This window comes from Paraburkholderia pallida (genome assembly GCF_004524855.1).
GTDB classification, from domain to species: domain Bacteria; phylum Pseudomonadota; class Gammaproteobacteria; order Burkholderiales; family Burkholderiaceae; genus Paraburkholderia; species Paraburkholderia oxyphila.
On sequence record NZ_CP038150.1, the window covers coordinates 61,235 to 82,428 of the forward strand.

12 protein-coding genes and 1 pseudogene are annotated in these 21,194 nt (G+C 64.9%); 4 read left to right on the forward strand and 9 right to left on the reverse strand.

The genetic code is table 11. From position 1 onward, the window contains the following. Positions 1-18: 18 nt before the first annotated feature. From E1956_RS27020 to E1956_RS27030, 3 genes are all read right to left on the reverse strand, one after another. Positions 19-216 carry a hypothetical protein gene (locus tag E1956_RS27020; protein WP_134755007.1) on the reverse strand — a complete coding sequence of 66 codons (198 nt, stop codon included), beginning with the start codon at positions 214-216 and terminating at the stop codon, positions 19-21. Positions 217-705: 489 nt separating this feature from the next. Next, positions 706-1,353 (reverse strand): hypothetical protein, encoded by a 648-nt coding sequence (locus tag E1956_RS27025; RefSeq protein ID WP_134755009.1) that lies wholly within the window; start codon positions 1,351-1,353, stop codon positions 706-708. 107 nt (positions 1,354-1,460) lie between these two features. Beyond that, positions 1,461-1,880, reverse strand: a complete 420-nt coding sequence (locus tag E1956_RS27030) for a hypothetical protein (protein WP_232072019.1) — start codon at positions 1,878-1,880, stop codon at positions 1,461-1,463. 393 nt (positions 1,881-2,273) lie between these two features. Here E1956_RS27030 and E1956_RS27035 point away from each other — a divergent pair, with 393 nt between their 5' ends. Continuing rightward, positions 2,274-3,722: an MFS transporter gene (locus tag E1956_RS27035; protein WP_134755011.1), complete on the forward strand. Its 1,449-nt coding sequence runs from the start codon at positions 2,274-2,276 to the stop codon at positions 3,720-3,722. Positions 3,723-3,998: 276 nt separating this feature from the next. On the opposite strand, the pseudogene E1956_RS27040 reads toward E1956_RS27035, so the two are convergent. The 5 genes and pseudogenes from E1956_RS27040 to E1956_RS27060 form a co-directional block, all read right to left on the reverse strand. Next, positions 3,999-4,941: pseudogene (locus tag E1956_RS27040) on the reverse strand (IS110 family RNA-guided transposase). Between the two features lie 377 nt (positions 4,942-5,318). Then, positions 5,319-6,851, reverse strand: coding sequence for an efflux transporter outer membrane subunit (locus tag E1956_RS27045; protein ID WP_134755013.1), 1,533 nt, complete (start codon positions 6,849-6,851; stop codon positions 5,319-5,321). Next, complete coding sequence (locus E1956_RS27050) at positions 6,848-10,075, reverse strand: efflux RND transporter permease subunit (RefSeq protein ID WP_134755015.1); 3,228 nt, start codon at positions 10,073-10,075, stop codon at positions 6,848-6,850. Before E1956_RS27050 ends, E1956_RS27045 begins: the two co-directional genes overlap by 4 nt. A gap of 6 nt (positions 10,076-10,081) precedes the next feature. After that, positions 10,082-13,171 (reverse strand): efflux RND transporter permease subunit, encoded by a 3,090-nt coding sequence (locus E1956_RS27055; RefSeq protein WP_134755018.1) that lies wholly within the window; start codon positions 13,169-13,171, stop codon positions 10,082-10,084. A gap of 12 nt (positions 13,172-13,183) precedes the next feature. Continuing rightward, a complete protein-coding gene (locus E1956_RS27060; protein WP_134755020.1) occupies positions 13,184-14,371 on the reverse strand; it encodes an efflux RND transporter periplasmic adaptor subunit in 1,188 nt (395 codons plus the stop codon). Between the two features lie 407 nt (positions 14,372-14,778). On the opposite strand from E1956_RS27060, the gene E1956_RS27065 reads away from it, so the two are divergent. The 3 genes from E1956_RS27065 to E1956_RS27075 all read left to right on the forward strand — a co-directional run bounded on the left by E1956_RS27065 (position 14,779) and on the right by E1956_RS27075 (position 19,765). Continuing rightward, positions 14,779-16,299 (forward strand): sensor histidine kinase, encoded by a 1,521-nt coding sequence (locus tag E1956_RS27065; RefSeq protein WP_134755022.1) that lies wholly within the window; start codon positions 14,779-14,781, stop codon positions 16,297-16,299. Next, positions 16,284-17,657, forward strand: coding sequence for a sigma-54-dependent transcriptional regulator (locus E1956_RS27070; RefSeq protein ID WP_134755024.1), 1,374 nt, complete (start codon positions 16,284-16,286; stop codon positions 17,655-17,657). Before E1956_RS27065 ends, E1956_RS27070 begins: the two co-directional genes overlap by 16 nt. A gap of 182 nt (positions 17,658-17,839) precedes the next feature. Continuing rightward, complete coding sequence (locus tag E1956_RS27075) at positions 17,840-19,765, forward strand: potassium transporter Kup (RefSeq protein WP_134755026.1); 1,926 nt, start codon at positions 17,840-17,842, stop codon at positions 19,763-19,765. 265 nt (positions 19,766-20,030) lie between these two features. On the opposite strand, the gene E1956_RS27080 is transcribed toward E1956_RS27075, so the two are convergent. After that, complete coding sequence (locus tag E1956_RS27080; protein WP_197732942.1) at positions 20,031-20,975, reverse strand: IS110 family RNA-guided transposase; 945 nt, start codon at positions 20,973-20,975, stop codon at positions 20,031-20,033. Positions 20,976-21,194 lie beyond the last annotated feature (219 nt).

The window sequence follows — 21,194 nt, forward strand, 5'->3', positions numbered from 1 at the left end:
CCTGTGTGCAGAAAACGCTCAGTGCATGCGCATGACGCTCTGAAGCAGGAAGTCTCCATCGTCGGTCAGGCAGGGGCGATGCATGCCGGACGCGAGCTGTTCCATGGCAATCAGCTGGCGTTCCAGCAAGACATCCAGCTCCTCACGCGTGAGATCGATTTGTTCGGGAGAATCCTTGACTAGCATCAGGGTGGCGAATTCGTGGGGGCTGAGCATGTCTGTCTCCGATGTTGGTGTATTCGGCAAGTAATGCCGCAAAGCAGCAACAGTCCTGCTGCATGCTTGCGGAAAGCATGGCACGAGGGTCAACGGAAAGCCGTTGGCAAGAAACCTGAAACCGGGCTTGCAAGATCAATGCGGCAAACGACGAATGACGAAGCGGCTGAATGCAGCCTTTACTTAGACGGCGGAACTCACGAGACGGGCGCTACGGTGTCACGACGCACAGGCGTTTAGTCTTTGGGCCCTTGGAGTGGGCGGCTTGAGGAGGGTTGCGAGCAGGTGTCGCGCAGTCATTATGCAACACGCGTGGCGGGTGTGTATCGTCCGTATATTCCCCTGGAAAGATGCGCTCGATTGTTCGTCGGTTGTGCTGCATTTTTCGGTTAATAGATAGGTATCCGAAATGATTGGCGGAAACGCCATCGATTTACGGAAACACAATCGTCAGTCTTTTTCGCGCATTTCGCTGGAGTGGCAGCGTTTTCAGTGCCGGTAAATGTCTGCCCAATCGTCGGGCAAATTGGAGCGATTCGCTGAGGTGTAGCGCAAATGGGCGGGTCGCTCGGTATGCCGATGCCTGTGCCGCACCGCTCGCTTCGGCTCCGGCGGCGCCGTGGAGAAAGCACTGGCGTAGTGCGTCGTGCCGCTGATCGATGGCGCAGGCACAGGCGCCAGGGTCGGCGCTTTGCCCTGGACCCATCCGCCCGCGACAATGGCCTGAGCGAGCAGCGCTTGTGTCTCCGGCGTATTGCCGCGTTGCGCGATGACGCCGCTGGTCGCTTCGATCACGCAATCCCAATGGGCCGCAGCCGCGCATTCGCGAGCGTGGGCGAGCAGCGCATCGGGGTCGTCTGCCGGCGCAGTGGGCAGCGTGATGGCGGCCACGGAGACCGGCGCGGGCTCGCTCGCGAGTGCCGAGCGCTCGACTTCGGCAGGCTTGGTGCGTGGATGATGAGCGGCGTCGAACTTCACGCTGATCGTGACCATGGTCACGAAGAACGCAAGGCTCATCGCGAGGCTGAACCAGGCGCCGCGGGTCAGTCGCCTCGGGTCGCTGATGCCTTCGGGGGCGTCTTGCCCGGGCTCCCACTTTTCATCAGACGCTCGTTCCGGCCGGTCCGGTGTCGTCATGGAACGAGTCTCCTCTTGCGTTGAGCCTCAAGCTGCGGATTTGCCCGGCACTGCCGCGTTGTGCGTGGCGTGCGGGCGCGCAATGCGCAATACGGGTCCTGATCGCCTTACCACTTGATCTGGGCGTTCATGGTGCCGGTCTGAACAATCTCGAACTTCATTTCGCCGCGGTAAGTGCCTTCGATCCGGTAGTCGGCCTCGGGCACCGAGAACAGACATTCGGGGCCCTGAGCGACGAAATCCATCAGCACACGGCCGTGGCGCCTCAACCTGACGGCAACGTGCGAGAGCGGCGCGCCGTTCGATGCGGAGACGAACGAAATGGCCAAATTGAACGGGTGTGCTTGATCGGGTGACTTCGCGTGCGCATCGATGCCAGGCCTGCCGCAGACGTAATAGAGCATCGTTTGCGGCGCCGGATTCGATTCGGGTGAGTTGGAGGCGAGGGCGGCGCCGGGAACGGCGGCAGGGCCTGCCGTTTGTGCGGAGTCGGGCCGGGTGCAGGCACCAAAGAGAAGCACGGACATCACGAGCACACTTCTTTGCTTGAAGGCCACCATGTTCGACCTCTCTGGCAGATTCAAAAAGCATAGAAATCGGCGGAGTGGAACGCAACTCTTGTCGACAACGCGGGTGCGCGATGGGCCAGATTTTCTTCAACCGGAGGAAAGGAACGGTCGTCCTGATTCGTGATTCCCGTAGCGGTCCGACGCCGTGCGCCCGGTGTCGATGCAGTGAAGCAAGAAGAGCGCCTGCCTGGGCGAGCCATGGGGTGATATGGCGCGATGGCCCGCCCGCATGACGCCTGCGTTCTGTCACCATGCCGTTCTGCTTCTATGGCAGGGCATTTTGGTCACGTCTACTGAAAGGAACCGCTGCGCCACGTCCCGTAGCGCGGCCGCTTCCTTTTAGAGGACGTCATGCGCAACGTTTCCGCTTCTCCAACCATGGCATCGCGCGCGAGCGCCGCTGCACGGCTCGAACGCCTGCCGTTTTCCGGCTATCACAAGCTCATCTTTTTCATTATCGCGCTGGCGTTCTTCTTTGATTCGGTCGATCTCGGCACGATGACCTTTGTGCTCGGCTCGATCAAGAAGGAGTTTGGGCTGTCGAGCGCGCAGGCGGGGCTGGTTGCCAGTGCCAGTTTCTTTGGCATGACGCTGGGGGCGGCGGCGGCGGGGCTGCTTGCCGACCGGTTTGGCCGGCGCCCGGTGTTTCAGTGGAGCATGGTGCTTTGGGGTGTCGCGTCGTATTTGTGCTCGACGGCGCATGACGTGAATTCGCTGATCATTTATCGGATCCTGCTCGGCTTCGGGATGGGCATGGAGTTTCCGATTGCGCAGGCGCTGCTTTCCGAATTCGTGCCGTCTGCGCAGCGGGGCCGCATGGTGGCGTTGATGGATGGGTTTTGGCCGCTCGGTTTTATTACCGCGGGGATCGTTGCGTATTTCGTGCTGCCGGCGCTCGGGTGGCGCACCGTGTTTGCGTTGCTTGCGATTCCGGCCGTGTTCGTGCTCGTCGTGCGCAGGATCGTGCCGGAGTCGCCGCGATGGCTCGAGCATCGTGGGCGCCTGGCCGACGCGGATCGCGTGGTCTCGGACGTGGAGGCGCGCGTGATGCGCTCCGCGGGATTGTCGAGTTTGCCCGCGCCCGCTTCGATCGCTCCGCCCGCGGCTTCGCATCGTCGCGGTGCGTTGCGCGAAATCTGGAGCCCCGCTTACCGGCGCCGTACGACGATGGTCTGGTTGCTGTGGTTCTTTGCGTTGCTCGGCTTCTATGGGCTCACCTCGTGGCTCGGTGCGCTGCTGCAGCAAGCGGGTTTCGCGGTTACGAAGTCGGTGCTCTATACGGTGTTGATCTCGCTGGGCGGGATTCCGGGCTTCCTGTGCGCGGCGTGGCTCGTCGAGCGTTGGGGGCGTAAACCTACTTGCATCGCGTCGCTCGTGGGGGGCGGGGTGATGGCGTTCGCGTATGGGCAAACGGCGTTGCATGGGGCGAGCATTGCGTTGCTCATCGGTACCGGGCTGGTGATGCAGTTTTTTCTGTTTGCTATGTGGGCCGCGCTTTATACCTATACGCCGGAGCTTTATGGGACCGGTGCGCGGGCTACGGGGTCGGGGTTTGCTTCGGCCATTGGGCGGGTTGGGTCGCTGATTGGACCCTATGTCGTGGGCGTTGTGCTGCCGCTGTTTGGCCAAGGTGGCGTGTTTACGCTTGGCGCGATTTCGTTTGCGGTTGCCGCGGTCGCTGTTTGGGTGCTTGGGATTGAGACTAAGGATGTGTCGCTTGAGGCGCTTTCTTCGGTTGAAGAGGGGGGCGCGGCAGCGATGGCCGCTGGCGGTAAGGACCTGGAAAAACAGGTGTACTAATTGTGGGATTGAGGTTGGCGGGGGCTTTGCGGTTGTTCTCGGCGCGTTGGCCTTAACTTGTATTCGCGGCGGGCCGCAGGCGTTGCCCCTGTGCGGGGCGGCACCTACTTTTCTTTGCCGCGGCAAAGAAAAGCAACCGTATTGGGAGTCAAGCGGTTGCTGGCTGGCAGAGGCTGGATTGCCGACACGTCTATCAGCAATGCATAGGCGAGCGCATACCGCACGATTGATGATCGCGCCCGGACTGCCCGCCAACGGGGCAATGCGTGATGAAACTCAGTTGAGCGGCGGACTCCAGTGCGTGGCGTTACGAACCATTGCATTAAGCGTGACGACGAGCTTGCGGATGCAGGCCGTGATAGCTACCTTGAACGGTTTGCCAGCCTTGCGTAGCCGGTCATAGAACGCCCGGATGGTAGGGTTAAAACGCAGCGCGGGCACGCAGGCCATATAGAGGGCGCGCCGCACGACAGCGCGCCCGCCCTGGATACGGCGCTTGCCGATGTGCTTGCCGCTGTCGCTATTGAAGGGGGCGACGCCGGTGAGCGCAGCGATCTCGCGGCGGTTCAGGGACCCGAGCTGGGGCATGAAGGCGATCAGCGTCGCGGCGGCGCCGGGACCGATGCCGGGCACAGAGCGTAGCAGGTCTTCCTTCTGGCGCCACGCGGGCGAGGAGCGCAGGAATGAATCGATGTCATTGTCGGCGATCTTGATCTGCAGCTTGAGCCATTTGATGTGCTCGTTCAGACTGTCCCGCGCAGCAGCATGGGCGCGTTCAAGACGAGCTTTCGGCCACAAGCATCTCGATGAGCTGGGCGCGGCGCAGCAGCAGGGCCTGTAACTGCTCCGTCTGCAGATCGTTGAGCGGGCGCACGTCGGGCTTGAGGACCGCGGCGAAATGAGCGATGGCGAAGGCATCGATGCGATCGGTTTTAGCGCGCGTGCCGGTTGCGCGGGCGAAGTCGCGAACCTGCCGGGGATTGACCGCGACAGCGGGCAGGCCGGCTTCGCACAGGGCCCTGAGCAGGGCGAGTTCAAGCTTGCCGGTGGCTTCCAGGACGATCAGCGTGGGGTTCAACGCGATCAGGCGTTGCACCAGCTGTTCAATGGCGCGGGGCTCATTGTCGACACGAAAATGTTCGGTGGTGTCATGAATGGCAACATCGAGCGCGGTGCCGCTGACGTCGATGCCGATATAAACGGAATGAGAGTGGTTCATCACGGTACCCATACTTGCAGAAAAATACGAGCTCGGGGCTCAGTCAACTGTTCGGGCTAGGAGGATGAAAAGGACAGTCGCTCAAGCTTTTCTGCGTGCTCGAGGCACGGTAGGCAGACGAGCTGACTGTCCCTGTGACGGCAACTGATCAGGTCGACGTCACAGAAGGGAATATACAAGTAGGCAAAAGAAAGCCGCTCAAACCGCCAGTGTGACGCAGTTCACCACTCGCCTTTAATCGGAGCGGCTCCGGGGCGTCTGTCATCACTCGTCGTCACTCGGAGTGACTAAGGGCTCATCCTTCCGGCGGCGCTTCGCGCGCCGTTGGGTATATCCCCAAACCGGGGGGCTTCGTGGGTTCGCGCCTGGATTTTGCCTCACCGGGTCGCGCTGTCTCCCATTACCGCCGTCCCACGTTTCTCATTCCATTCCCAACCCCCGCCCAGATTCTTGATCAACGCTACGCTGCTCTGCATTTGTAACGATTGCGTATCCTTCACGCTCTGCGCTGCCTGCAGCAGCGTAAGCTGCTGCGTCAACAAATTTTGCTCGCTCGCCGTGCCCGCGCTTAATTGCGCCTGCGTGCTCGCAAACAAGGCCTGATTGCGCTGGTAGATGTGTGCGTACGCAGTCTCCTGTTGTGTCAGGTGGTTCCATGAGGACAGGCTGTCCTCAACGTTCTGGAATGCGCTCAGTACGGCTTGCCGGTAATTGGCCACGGCCTCGTCGTAGGTCGCGCGCGCCTCGTGCACCGCCGCCGTGCGCGCGCCCGCGTCGAACAGCGTCGCCGCCAGTTCCGGGCCAAGCGTCCACACGCGGCTCGGCAGCGTGAATAAATGCGCGAACGTGTTGTGCTCGAAACCACCTTGTATTCCCAAGTCCAGTACCGGGAAAAATGCCGCTTCGGCCACGCCTATCTTCGCGTTCGCCGCTGCCGCCGTGCGCTCGGCCTCCACCACGTCCGGCCGGCGTTCGAGAAGTTGCGATGGCAACGTTAGCGGCACCGCCGGCGTGTTGAATGCGTAGTCCTCGCGCGGCGTCAGCGTGAAGCTGGCGGGCGGTTCGCCAATCAGCACGGCTATCGCGTGCTCGTCCTGCTCGCGCGCCGTCTCGGTGCTCTGTAATGCCGCCACCACGAGTTCCAGCGTGTCCTGCGCGGCTAGCACGTCGTCGTTCGAGGCCGTGCCCTGTGCATAGGCCGCGCGCGTGATGTCGAGCAGGCGCGCGTCAATCGCCTGCTGTTGCTTGAGCGAGGCAATGTCGATGTCGGCCTGGCGCAGCGCGATGTAGTCGTCGGCCACGCTCGCCGCGATCGACAGGCGTTCGCCCGCAAGTTGCGCGTCGGTGGCCTGCGCGCTTTCCTTGCTCGATTCGATCTCGCGGCGGATTTGCCCCCACAGGTCCGGCTCCCAGGTCGCCGCCACGTTCACGCTCACGCTGTTGTGCACGCCCGGCACGCTCCCCGTCGTCGAGCTCACGCCGCCCGTCGCGGCGCTCGGCCCCGTGCCGCTGCGCGTGGCCGACGTTCCCGCCGTGACCACCGGAAAGAGGCTCGCCACGCTCGCGTCCACCGTCGCCTGCGCAAGCCGGTAGGCAGCCTCGGCCGCGACGATCGACTGGTTTGCCTTCAGCGACTGCTCAATGAGCTGCGTGAGCGTGGGGTCGTCGTAGAGTGTCCACCAGTCGGTCGATAGCGACGCCTGCGGGTTGGCCTGCGCACGCTGCCAGTCCACCCCTTCCTTGAACGAGGCCGGTACGTCCACCGCGGGCTTGTGGTAGTCGGGGCCGACTGCGCAGCCCGCGAGCCACGCCAGCGCGAGTGCGGCTGCGCAGCGGCGCAGCGTTGCACGCGGCTGCAAGAGCCTGGTGTGAGAAGGCCGCGCAATGAGGTACGCAGGTGTCATGGTCATGCTGCCTTCTTGCGAGGACGCAAGCGTTGATAGGCCCGGTCGAGCCACAGATAAATGACGGGCGTCGTATAGAGCGTGAGCATCTGGCTGAAAATCAGGCCGCCAATGATCGAGATGCCGAGCGGTTTGCGGAATTCCGATCCGTAGCCCGAGCCGAACACGAGCGGCAGCGCGCCGAGTATCGCGGCGCTCGTCGTCATCATGATCGGCCGGAAGCGGATCAGGCATGCGCGCGTGATGGCCTCGCTCGCGGGCCGTTTGTGCTCGCGCTCTTCGGTGATCGCGAAGTCGATCATCATGATCGCGTTCTTCTTCACGATGCCGATCAGCAGGATCACGCCCACCAGCGCGATGATCGAGAGCTGGGTATGCGTGACAAGCAGCGCAATCAGCGCGCCCACGCCGGCCGAGGGCAGCGTCGAGAGGATCGTGAGCGGGTGCATCAGGTTCTCGTAGAGGATGCCGAGCACGATGTACACGGAGAGCAGCGCGGCCAGGATCAGGAGCGGTTCGCTCGCGACCGCCTGCTGGAAGACCTGCGCCGTGCCCGCGAAGCTGCCCGTGATGCTGGCGGGCATGCGCAGTTGCGCGACGGCGTCGTCGACTTCGCGCGTGGCGTCGCCGATCGACGCGCCAGGCGCCAGGTTGAACGAGGCCGTGACGGCCGGGAAGGTGCCCTGGTGGTTGATCGAGATGGCGGTGCGGTCGATCGAGAAGCGCGCCATGGCGTTGAGCGGCACGAGCGCTTCGCCGTTGGCGAGCACCGCCGTGGAGGGCGTGTTGGTGGTGCTGCCGGGGCCCGCCACGGCGGCCGCCGATGCCGCGGCGGCGGTGGCGGCGGACTCGCTCGCGGAGGTAGCCACGCTCGGAGCCGTGGGGCTGCCGCTGCCGCTCGAGCCGCCCTGGCCCGGGTTCGGCGCGCCCGCGCTCACGTAGATGCCCTTGAGCGCGGCCGGGTTGGTCCAGTACTCGGGCGCGAGCTCCATCACCACGTGGTACTGGTTCGCCGATTTGTAGATCGTGGAGACCTGGCGCTGCCCGAACGCGTCGTACAGCGCGTTGTCGATCGAGGCGTACTTCACGCCCATGCGCGCGGCGGCGTCGCGGTTCACGTCCACCGTCGCCTGCATGCTGTTGTCCTGCTGATCCGTGTTCACGTCTTCGAGTATCGGGATCTTGTGCATCAGCGCGACCACCTTCGGCACCCAGTTGTCGAGGTCGCTCTGGTCGTCCGCGGTCAGCGTGTACTGGTACTGCGCCGCGCTCTGCCGGCCACCTACCGTGATGTCCTGCGCCGATTGCAGGTAGAGCCGCGCGCCCGGAATGTTGCCGAGCGTGTGGCGGATCTGCGCGATGACTTCGTCGGCGCTCGCATGGCGCACGCCCAGCGGCTTGAGCGTCACGAACATGATGGCCGTGTTGATCGCGTTCGTGCCGCCGATGAAGCCGCCCACAGTTACGACGTCGGGATTCGCCAGCACCTGCTTCGAGATGGCCTGGAACTTCTGCTGCATCAGCCGGTACGAGATGCTCTGCGAAGCCTGGATCGAGCCAATCAGGCGCCCCGTGTCTTCCTGCGGAAAGAAGCCCTTGGGCACGACCACATAGAGCATCACGTTGAGCGCGAGAATGAGGATCGTGACAATGCCCATCAAGAGCGGATGGCGGATCACCCAGCCGAGCGTGCGCGCATAGAAGCGGTGAAAGCGCGAGTCGGGGTAGTCTTCTTCGCGGTGTCCTTCGTGCGCGCCGCGCAGCGCCACGCTGGCCAGCATGGGCGTGACGGTGAGCGAGATCAGCATCGACATCAGGATCGCCGCCGAGAGCGAGACCGAGAACTCGCGAAAGAGCCGCCCGACGATGCCGCCCATCAGCAGCAGCGGAATGAACACGGCCACCAGCGACACGCTGATCGAGAGCACCGTGAAGCCCACTTCGCGCGCACCGTTGAGCGCGGCGAGCACGGGCCGCTCGCCGCGCTCCAGGTGCCGCATGATGTTCTCGACCACCACGATGGCGTCGTCCACCACGAAGCCGGTGGAGATCGTGAGCGCCATCAGCGAGAGGTTGTTCAGGCTGTAGCCGAGGAAGTACATGATGCCGAACGTGCCGAGCAGCGAGAGCGGCACGACGATGGCCGGCACGAGCGTCGTGCGCCAGCTGCGAAAGAACGCGAAAGTCACCGCGGTCACGAGCAGGATCGAGATCAGCAACGTGATTTCCACTTCGATGAGCGAGGCGCGGATCGTGGTCGTGCGGTCCATCAGGATGTTGAGCTTGATGGTCGGCAGGATCGACGCTTCGAGGAACGGCAGCTCGGCCTTCACGTTGTCGACGGTGTTGATGACGTTCGCGCCCGGCTCCTTGTAGACGATCAGCAGCACGGCGGGCTTGCCGTCCGAGAGGCCGAAGTTCTCCAGATTTTCCACGTCCTGGCGCACGTAGCCCAGGTCCGAGATGTGCACGACGTCGTTGCCCACGCGCTTGACGATGATGGGCGCGTAGTCGGCCGGGTTGTAGAGCATGTCGTTCGCGCCGATCGTGTAGTTCACCCCTGCGAGTGCGGCCGACCCCTTCGGCAGGTCGGTGTTGGCGCTCGCAATGGCCGAGCGGATCTGCTCGAGGCTCACGCCGTAGTGGCTCACGCGGTCGGGGTTCAACTCGATGCGCACGGCCGGCAGCGCGCCGCCGCCCACGTTCACGTCGCCCACGCCCGGCGTTTGCAGCAGCTTTTGCTGGAGCACCGTGGAGGCGGCGTCGTAGAGCTGGCCGCGCGTGGCCGTGTCGGAGGTCAGGCTGATGATGAGAATGGGCGCGTCGGCGGGGTTCGCCTTGCGGTAGGTGGGGTTGCCGTCGAGGTTCGCGGGCAGGTTCGTGCGCGCCGCGTTGATGGCGGCCTGCACGTCGCGCGCCGCGCCGTCGATGTTGCGGTTCAGGTCGAACTGCATCGTGATGCGCGTGCCGCCCAGCGAGCTCACCGAGGTCATCTCCGTGATGCCGGCGATCTGGCCGAACTGGCGCTCGAGCGGCGTGGCCACCGATGTGGCCACCGTGGTCGGATCGGCGCCCGGCAAGTGCGCGAACACGTAGATGGTCGGAAAGTCGATCTCGGGCAGCGGCGCCACCGGCAGCAGCTTGAACGCGAGCATGCCGAACAGCGCAATGCCCACGGCGATCAGCGTGGTCGCGATCGGGCGGCGGATGAACGGTTCGGAGAGGTTCATCGCGGCTTACTCCGTGGCCGCGTCGGCCGTGCCTTGCGCCGGCTTGCTGAAGAAGTCCTCGACGCGGTGCAGCGCGAGGTACATCACGGGCGTGGAGAACAGCGTGAGGAGCTGGCTCACGATCAGGCCGCCAATGATCGCAATGCCAAGCGGATGGCGTAGCTCCGCGCCCATGCCGGTGCCGAATGCGAGCGGCAGGGCGCCGAACAGCGACGCCATGGTGGTCATCAGGATCGGCCGGAAGCGCAGCCCGGCGGCGCGGCGGATCGCTTCCACGGGTGCGAGCCGCTCGTTGCGTTCGAGCTCGAGCGCGAAGTCGATCATCATGATCGCGTTCTTCATCACGATGCCGATCAGCAGCACGATCCCGATCAGCCCGATGATGTCGAACTGCGTGCCGGTGATCACGAGCGCCGCGAGCGCGCCGAGCGCGGCGGAGGGCAGCGTCGAGAGGATCGTCACCGGGTGGATGAAGCTCTCGTAGAGGATGCCGAGCATCAGGTAGACCACAACGATCGCGGCCGCCACGAGGAACGCCTCGTTCGCGAGCGAGGCCTGGAAGGTGGCCGCCGAGCCTTCGAGCGAAGCCTGCACGGCGGACGGCAGGCCGATGCGCCGCTCCGCGCTCGATAGATGCGAGAGCGCGGTGCCGAGCGTGTAGCCCGGCGCCAGGTTGAACGAAACATCGGCGTAGGGGAACTGGCCCTGGCGGTTGATCGTCACCGGCACGGGCACGACCTTCATGCTCGCCATGGAGGCGAGCGGCGCCACGCCGCCCGAGGACGTATCCACATAGAGGCCGTCTAGCAGATGCGCCACGGCGCTCGATGCGTGGTCGGCCGCGAGCACGACGTGGTACTGGTTCAGCTGCGTGTAGATGGTCGAGACCTGGCGCTGCCCGAATGCGTCGTAGAGCACGTCGTCGATCGCCTGGGGCGTGATGCCGAGCCGCGAGGCCGTATCGCGGTCGAAGGTCAGCTGGATCTGGTTGCCCTCCTGCATGGACTGGCTCTGCACGTCGGCGAACGCGGAGTCCGCACGCAGCGCCGCAATCAGCTTGCCGGTCCATTCGCCCAACACCACGGGGTCCGTCGCCTGCAGGCCCACGCGGTAGCTCGTGGTGGAGATGGTGTCGTCGAGCGTGAGGTCCTGCACCGGATGCAGGAAGAGCCGCATGCCCGCGTCGCTCGCGGTGGAGTCCGCAAGGCGGCGGATCACGGCGGCGCTGCTGTCGCGCTCGCCCTTGTCCTTCAAGTTGATGAGGATGGTGCCCTGGTTGAGCGTCGGGCTCGTCTGGTTGATGCCGACGAACGACGAGAGGCTCGCCACCGCGGGGTCCTTGAGAATCTGCGCGACGAGCTGCTCCTGCTTCTGCACCATGTAGGGAAATGAAATGCCGGGCGCCGCCTGCGAGATGCCTTCGATGAGGCCCGTGTCCTGCTCGGGAAAGAAGCCCTTGGGCATGAAAAAGAGAATCGCGAAGGTGAACGCCGCCGTCACCGCCACCGAGATCAGCGTGAGCACGCGGTGCTCGAGCACCCAGCCGAGCGCCCGCACGTAGCGCGCGTTGATCTTGTCGAAGAAGTCGGCGTGGTGCGCCTGGGCGTGTTCCGCGTCGTGCGGCTTGAACATGCGCGAGCACATCATCGGCGTGAGCGTGAGCGAGACGATTGCCGAGATCACGATCGCAATCGCGAGCGTGAGCGCGAACTCGCGAAAGAGCCGCCCAACCACGTCGCCCATGAAGAGCAGCGGGATCATCACGGCGATCAATGATACGGAGAGCGAAACGATCGTGAAGCCGATCTGCTTCGCGCCCTTGAGCGCCGCTTCGAGCGGCGTCTCGCCCATCTCCAGGTGGCGCGTGATGTTCTCGATCATCACGATGGCGTCGTCCACCACGAAGCCCGTCGCCACCGTGAGCGACATGAGCGTGAGGTTGTTCAGCGAGAAGCCCAGCCCATAGGCCACGGCAAGCGTGCCAATCAGCGAGAGCGGCACCGTCACGGCCGGAATGATCGTGGCCGAGAGCTTGCGCAGGAAGATGAAGATCACCATCACCACGAGCGCGACGGCCACGCCCAGTTCGGATTCGACGTCCTTCACCGAGGCGCGGATCGTCTGCGTGCGGTCGGTCAGCACGTCCACCTTGAGCGTGCCGGGCAGGCTCGCGCGCAACTGCGGCAGCACCTTCTGCACGCGGTCCACCACGTCGATCACGTTCGCGCCCGGCTGCCGCTGGATGTTGAGCACGATCGAGGGCTTGTCGTTGGTCCACGCGGCCTGGCGCACGTCCTCGGCGCCATTCACGGGCTGCGCGACCTGCGAGAGCCGGATGGGCGCGCCGTTCTTGTACGCGATCACGAGGTCCGTGTAGGCATCGGCCGTTTGCAACTGGTCGTTCGCGCCGATCGAATACGACTGAAAGCGGCCGTCGAGATTGCCCTTCGCCTGGTTCACGTTGGCCTCGGCGAGGGCGGTGCGCACGTCGTCGAGCGACATCCCCAGCGAGTTGAGCGCGCCCGTGTTCGTCTCCACGCGCACCGCGGGGCGCTGGCCGCCGCTGATCGTCACGAGCCCCACGCCCGAGATCTGCGAGATCTTCTGCGCGAGACGCGTGTCGGCGAGGTCCTCGATCTTCGTGAGCGGCAGCGTGGCGGACGTGAGCGAGAGCGTGAGCACCGGCGCGTCGGCCGGATTGACCTTGCTGTAGACGGGCGGGTAGGGCAGGTTCGCGGGCAGGTAGCTCGCCGATGCGTTGATCGCGGCCTGCACCTCCTGCTCCGCGACGTCGAGCGAAAGCGAGAGGTCGAACTCGAGCGTGATGACGGAAACGCCGTTGGAGCTGGTCGAGTTCATCGACTTCAGGCCCGCCATTTCGCCGAGCTGGACTTCGAGCGGCGCCGTGATGGACGAACTCACCACGTCGGGCGCGGCGCCCGGGTACTGTGTGTAGACCTGGATCGTCGGGTAGTCGACTTCGGGCAGCGCGGAGACGGGCAGCAGGTGATAGCCGAGCAGGCCGGCGAGCAGCACCGCCACCATCAGGAGCGAGGTGGCGATGGGCCGTTCGATGAACGGGCGCGAGATGTTCATGGGCGCGGCCTGTTAGTACGAGCCAGACGAACCAGAGGAAGCGGACGAAGCGGCGGAGCCGGCTGAAGCCGCCGTTGCCGACGCCACCACGCGCACGAGCGAGCCGTTGTCGAGCTTGTCGGCGCCGTCGGTGACCACGCGCTCGCCGGGCTTCACGCCGGCGTCCAGAATGGCCGTGTCGTCGCCGCTCACCGGGCCCGCCTTCACGTTGCGGAGCACGGCCTTGTTGCCCGCGCCCAGCACGAAGATGAAGTCGCCGTTGGTGCCGTGCTGGATCGCGACGGTCGGGATCACCGGCACCTGGTCGAGCGTGTCGGCCTGCATGCGCGCGTTCACGAACTGGTTCGGAAACAGCGCGTCGCCCGCGTGATCGAACTGGGCGCGCACCTTCACCGTGCCGGTGGTCGTGTCCACCTGGTTGTCGAGCGCGTACAGCGCGCCGGTGGCCAGCAGCTTGCGCTTGTCGCGGTCGTAGGCCAGCACCTTCACGGGGCCGCGCGCCATCGCTTCGTGAATCTGGCCGAGGTAGTCCTCCGGCACCGCGAAGATCACGGTGGCCGGGTCCAGTTGCGTGATGACGGCCATGCCCGTGGTGCTCGTCGTCGTGACGTAGTTGCCCGGGTCCACGAGGCGCAGGCCAATCACGCCATCCACGGGCGAGGTGATCGTGCAGTAGTCGACCTGCACCTGGAGGCTTTTCACGTTGCCGGTGTCGGCCGTGACCGTGCCTTCGTCCTGCTTGACGGTGGCGGCCTGGGTGTCGAGCGTCTGCTGCGTGACCGAGCCGGTCTTGATGAGCGTCTGATAGCGCTGCAGGTTCAGGCGGTCGTTGGCGAGCGTCGCCTGATCGTGCACGAGCGTGCCCTGGGCCTGCTGCAATTGCGCTTCCAGCTGGCGCGAGTCGATGTGCGCGATGACCTGGCCTTTCCCGACGTGCTGACCTTCGCGGAAGTCGACCGAATCGAGAATGCCGTTGACCTGGGTGACGAGCGTGACCGTGCGGATGGCCGTGACGGTGCCGAGCGCGTCGATATAGACGGGCACGTCGGCGAGCTTCACGGCAACGGCCGAGACCGGCACGCCGCGCGGCGCGGCGGGCGGGGGCGCGGCGGGGCGCCGGATCAGGAAGAACCACGCCGCAACGGCGATCAGCAGCAGCGCGACAGCGAGTGCCGCCCAGTTGAGGGGCTTTCTTTTCATGACGCCTCGTTCGGGAACCCGTTAGCTTCCCTCGGCCCCTGACGTGTGGCCCGTCTTGCGCGTGCTGCCGCGGCTGGGTCGGCCTCACGCGGAATCACCCGGGATCACCCGCAGCCATCCGGGCCACGCTGGGGAGGGATAATATTTGTGAAGTGCTACTGCAAGGGCCATGCCACCGCGCGTCGAACGATGCGGCTTGGGTTGTGCGGGCCCATGAAGGACACGGCGCGCGTGAGGCTGTCGTGAATCCCAACACGCGGTGTCATGAATCGCGACACTTTCGGCCGCCATCGCTGCGCGTTCGCGCGACAGCGCAGCGGCACGGCAAGCGGCGCGCGCTGGCACGGCTTTCGCATCGGATCATGCCCCTGCTCTCGTCACGACTGAAAACCGGAAACTGGACCGACATGCTCCGATCCTTGCGCGGCCGGCTGATCCTGCTGCTCGTTCTTCTCGTTGGCGCGGCGCTGGCGACCGGCATCCTGATGGTGGGGCTGTTCCATCAGTCGGCGGCCGCGCAGCAAGGCCAGGCGGCGGCCGAGAATAGCCGCGCATGCGATGCGATCGCGGCGGCGTATCGAGCCAACTACGGGGCCAGCAGCGGAGTCTTCGGCGCGCCCAACACAGCGCACCCGGACGCGAAGATTCGCGACGTCGCGCTCGACGGCCCCGAGGGCGCCGCATTGCGCGAGCGCCTGAGCGCGCTGCTGGCCAATGCGCTGCGCACGCGGCCCGGCGTGCAGGGGGGCGTCTGGAGCGGTGCGACGGGCTCGCTCGCATACGCTTATCCCACCTACGTGGGCGCGGTGCAGCGCACCGATCCGCCCGCCGGCGAGCTGCCGCGGATTCGCGCGCTCAACGCGGCGGCGCTCGCGAACGACCGCACGACCAGCATGCGCTACAGCGGCCAGACGCAAACGCTGCTGCTGGCGGCGTGCCCGCTGCCGGGGCCGATCCCGCACCTCACCGCGTGGACCATGAGCTGGACGCTCACCTTCGCGGGCCGCAGCTACCATCAGCTGATGGCGGGCCTCGGTGTGCTGCTCGTGACGGTGCTCGCGGCGGCGGCGCTGCTCACGCATCTCACCATCACCTGGTCGCGCCACGTCTCGCAGATCGAAAGCGCGCTCAACGCCTACGACGTGGCCGAGCTGCCGGTGCTGCCGGCCACGCGCGAGCGCGAGCTCGACCGCATCGTGCTCGCGCTGAACGAGGCGGCGCGCAGGCTCGCGGCCGCGCGGCAGCGCGCCGACACGCTCGCGCGCCAGATGGCCACGGCCGAGCGCATGGCCGCGATCGGCCGCGTGGCTGCGGGCGTCGCGCACGAGATCCGCAATCCCATCGCGGCCATGCGGCTGAAGGCCGAGAGCGCCGTGGCGGCGGGCCCCGAGCGCCAGCCCCAGGCGCTGCATGTGATCCTCGGGCAGATCGAGCGCCTCGACGCGCTCGTGCGGCGCCTGCTCAGCATCACCGAACACGACGAGCCGAAGCGCGAGCGCGTGGCGCTCGCGCCGTTCCTCGACGCGTGCCTCGCGCAGAACGCGGACGAGGCGTCCGCGAAGCAGGTTACGATGACGCGCACGGGCGACCTGCGCGAAGCCCGCTTCGATCCCGACCAGATGCAGCGTGCGCTCGACAACCTGATCCTCAACGCGATCCACGCGGCGCCGCCCGGCAGCCGCATCGAAGTGGCCGCGCGCAACGAACCCGAAGGGGCCGTGCTCGCCGTGCACGACGAGGGCACGGGGCCGCCCGCCGCGATCCTCGACCACCTGTTCGAGCCGTTCGTGACCGGCCGGCCGGACGGCACGGGCCTCGGCCTCTCGATCGTGCGCGAAGTGGCGGAGGCGCACGGCGGCGCCGCGCGCTTCACTCACAGCGAGCGCGGAACGACTTTTGAAATGGTGCTGCCATGGCCCACATCCTGATCGTCGACGACGACGAGACCATGCGCGACGCGCTCGCCGAAGTCGTGCGCGACCTCGGCCACAGCGTCTGCCTCGCGGCGAACGGCACCGTGGCGCTCGAACTGGTCGAGCGCGAGCGCGAGCGCGTGAATGCGATGTTCCTCGACCTGCGCATGCCCGGCATCGACGGGCTCGAAGTGCTGCGCCGCCTGCGCGAGCGTCCCGGTGCGCCCACCGTGGCGGTGCTGACCGCGCACGCGATGGCGTCGAACACGATCGAGGCGATGCGGCTGGGCGCCTTCGACCATCTCACCAAGCCGATCGGCCGCAACGACCTCGCGCAGGTGCTCGAGCGCATGCTGGCGAGCATCGTCGAGCCGCAGCCGAGCGCCGCGAGCGTGGAGCCCGAAACGCTGATCGGCTCGAGCGAGGCGATGCGCACGGTGCAAAAGACCATCGGCGTAGTCGCGGACAGCGACGCCACCGTGCTCATCACCGGCGAAACGGGCACGGGCAAGGAAGTGGTCGCGCGCGCAATCCACGAGCACGGCCAACGCAATCGCGGGCCGTTCGTGGCCGTGAACTGCGCGGCGATTCCGCCCGACCTGCTCGAGAGCGAGTTGTTCGGCCATACGCGCGGCGCGTTCACGGGCGCGAGCGCCGAGCGCGAAGGCGCGTTCCGCCAGGCCGAGCACGGCACGCTCTTTCTCGACGAAATCGGCGACATGGGCATGGCGATGCAGGCCAAGATCCTGCGCGCGCTGCAAGAGCGCGTGGTCACGCCGGTGGGCGGCCGGCCCGTGCCTGTGCAGGTGCGCGTGATTGCCGCCACGCACCGCGACCTGATGCGCGGCGTGCGCGAGGGGAGCTTTCGCGAGGACCTCTATTACCGGTTGCACGTCGTGCCGATCCATCTGCCGCCGCTTTCGGCGCGCATCTCCGACATCGTGCCGCTCGCCGAGCATTTCCTCGCGCGCGCGGGCACGCGCAAGCGGCTTTCGGCCGACGCCGCGGCGCACCTGATCCGCTATGGCTGGCCCGGCAACGTGCGCGAGCTGAAGAACGCGATGGAGCGCGTTGCCGTGATGGTGCGCGGCGAGTACATCCATGCGATCGATCTCGCGTTTCTCCAGAGCGAGCGCTCGGGCGCGGACCCGCTGCTCGACTGGCCCGACGAGGACCTGCCTTCCGCGCTCGCGCGTCTCGAGGAAATGCTGATTCGCCGCGCGCTCGTGCACAGCAACAACAATCGCACCGACGCCGCGCGACGGCTGAACGTGAATCGGCAGTTGCTGTATGCCAAGCTCAAGCGCTATGGCATCGAAGTGTCGGACGAGAAAGGCGGCGAGGGAGAGGAGGGGGGCGAGGGCATGCGCTAGAGGCGCGCTGGCTCAACGGACGTTATTCATCCCCGATCGCGCCAGATAGCCTATAAAACAAGAACAAATTCGCAGCGCCTGAGATTGCCGCCCCGCTTGCATGTCCGCTTGCACGTACATTGCAAGCAAAACGAAATGTCATGTGCGGGGCATTTCAAGCCGAAACGAACCAGGAGGCAGACATGGGAGACTCCTCACCCGCCACGCCCGCGGCCGGTCCCACGCACGGCGCCGAGCCGCATCAAGAGGCGCTGGCCGGCCTCGCGCTTGCTGCGCTCGGCATCGTCTATGGCGACATCGGCACGAGCCCGCTTTACACGCTCTCCACCGTGTTCGATCCGGGCAACGGACTGGCGCTCAATGCTTTCAATATTGTAGGCATTGTCTCGTTGATCTTCTGGTCGTTGATGGTCGTGGTCTCGCTCAAATATGTCGCGTTGATCCTGCGGGCCAACAATCACGGTGAGGGCGGGATCATGGCGCTGCTGGCGCTCGCCGCCTCGTCGGTCGCGCATCGGCCGCGGCTGCGCAATGCGTTGCTCGTGGTGGGTGTGATGGGCGCATCGCTGTTCTTCGGTGACAGCGTGATTACGCCGGCGATCTCGGTGCTGAGCGCCGTGGAGGGGCTGGAGGTGGCTGCGCCGTCGCTCAAGACCTTCGTGATTCCGGTGACGCTCGCCGCGTTGATCGTGCTCTTCATTGCGCAAAAGCGCGGCACCGGCGGCATCGGTACCGTGTTCGGGCCGGTGATGGTGCTCTGGTTCGTCGTGATCGGCGTGGCCGGTATCGCCAATATCGCCACCGCGCCCGTCGTGCTGGTGGCGCTCAATCCGCTGCGCGGGCTGGCGTTTTGTCTGCATCACCGGTGGCTTGCGTTTGTCGCGCTCGGTGCAGTCGTGCTTTCGCTTACTGGCGCCGAGGCGCTTTATGCCGATATGGGCCATTTCGGTAAGCGGCCGATCCGGCTCACCTGGTTTGGTGTGGTGTTTCCGGCGCTCGCGCTCAATTATCTCGGGCAGGGCGCGTTGCTGTTGACTAATCCCGGTGCTGTGCAGAACCCGTTTTATCGGCTCTTTCCGCAATGGGCGATCTTTCCGATGATCGTGCTCGCCACGCTCGCTACAGTCATTGCCTCGCAGGCCGTGATATCCGGCACGTACTCGATGGCGATGCAGGCCATGCAACTGTCGTTTCTGCCGCGTATGAGTATCGTCCATACGTCCGAGCGCGAGTTTGGACAGATTTATGTGCCTGGTATCAACTGGATTTTGCTGATTACTGTGGTCGCCGCTGTGGTTGGGTTTGGGTCGTCTACCGCGCTGGGGTCCGCTTATGGCATTGCCGTGACCGGCACGATGCTTATCACTACGTGCCTCACGTTCTTCGTGGTGCGCTATGCGTGGCATTACAACTGGGCGCTTTGTGTGCTGGCTACCGCGTTCTTTCTCGTGATCGATGCGCTGTTCTTCTCGGCTAATCTGCTGAAGATTGTTGAAGGAGGGTGGTTCCCACTGGCTATTGGTGTAATCGTTTTCACGATTATGGCCACGTGGGGGCGTGGCTGGCAGATGATGATGGCAGAGGCGCGGGCTCGTGCGGGGAAGAAGCCGCTTAAGCCTTATCTTGCTTCGCTGCTTGCAAGTTCGCCCGTGCGGGTCGGTGGAACTGCGATTTTTCTCACGCCCGATACCGAGTCTGTGCCTCATGCGCTGATTAATAATCTGCGGTATAACCGCGTGCTCCATGAGCGTGTTGTGTTTCTCACGGTCACGACGCAGAGCGTGCCGCATGTGCCCGTGAGCGAGCGGCTGAAGGTCGTGTTGCTGGAGCCAGGCTGTTATCAGGTGATGGTCGCCTACGGGTTCAAGGACGAAGTGAACCTGCCGCTCACGCTTGAAGATGCCAAGATGGCCGGGCTTGTGTTCGAGCCTAAGGAGACTTCATGGTTCCTCAGTCGAGCGATGGTCGTGGCCGCGCCCGGGCGGGGGATGGGGTTCTGGCGCGGGCGGTTGTTTGCTGTGATGCTCCATAACGTTGGGAATATTGCGGCGTTTTTTAAGCTGCCGGCCAATCAGGTTATTGAGTTGGGGGCTCGGGTGGAGATTTGATTGCGCGGTTGGGGTTCGCGCTTTTGATGGGCGCGTTGGCCTTAACTTGGATTCGCGGCGGGCCGCAAGCGTTGCCCCTGTGCGGGGCGGCACCTACTTTTCTTTGCCGCGGCAAAGAAAAGCAACCGTATTGGGAGTCAAGCGGTTGCTGGCTGGCAGAGGCTGGATTGCCGACACGTCTATCAGCAATGCATAGGCGAGCGCATACCGCACGATTGATGATCGCGCCCGGACTGCCCGCCAACGGGGCAATGCGTGATGAAACTCAGTTGAGCGGCGGACTCCAGTGCGTGGCGTTACGAACCATTGCATTAAGCGTGACGACGAGCTTGCGGATGCAGGCCGTGATAGCTACCTTGAACGGTTTGCCAGCCTTGCGTAGCCGGTCATAGAACGCCCGGATGGTAGGGTTAAAACGCAGCGCGGGCACGCAGGCCATATAGAGGGCGCGCCGCACGACAGCGCGCCCGCCCTGGATACGGCGCTTGCCGATGTGCTTGCCGCTGTCGCTATTGAAGGGGGCGACGCCGGTGAGCGCAGCGATCTCGCGGCGGTTCAGGGACCCGAGCTGGGGCATGAAGGCGATCAGCGTCGCGGCGGCGCCGGGACCGATGCCGGGCACAGAGCGTAGCAGGTCTTCCTTCTGGCGCCACGCGGGCGAGGAGCGCAGGAATGAATCGATGTCATTGTCGGCGATCTTGATCTGCAGCTTGAGCCATTTGATGTGCTCGTTCAGACTGTCCCGCGCAGCAGCATGGGCGCGTTCAAGACGAGCTTTCTCGGCCACAAGCATCTCGATGAGCTGGGCGCGGCGCAGCAGCAGGGCCTGTAACTGCTCCGTCTGCAGATCGTTGAGCGGGCGCACGTCGGGCTTGAGGACCGCGGCGAAATGAGCGATGGCGAAGGCATCGATGCGATCGGTTTTAGCGCGCGTGCCGGTTGCGCGGGCGAAGTCGCGAACCTGCCGGGGATTGACCGCGACAGCGGGCAGGCCGGCTTCGCACAGGGCCCTGAGCAGGGCGAGTTCAAGCTTGCCGGTGGCTTCCAGGACGATCAGCGTGGGGTTCAACGCGATCAGGCGTTGCACCAGCTGTTCAATGGCGCGGGGCTCATTGTCGACACGAAAATGTTCGGTGGTGTCATGAATGGCAACATCGAGCGCGGTGCCGCTGACGTCGATGCCGATATAAACGGAATGAGAGTGGTTCATCACGGTACCCATACTTGCAGAAAAATACGAGCTCGGGGCTCAGTCAACTGTTCGGGCTAGGAGGATGAAAAGGACAGTCGCTCAAGCTTTTCTGCGTGCTCGAGGCACGGTAGGCAGACGAGCTGACTGTCCCTGTGACGGCAACTGATCAGGTCGACGTCACAGAAGGGAATATACAAGTAGGCAAAAGAAAGCCGCTCAAACCGCCAGTGTGACGCA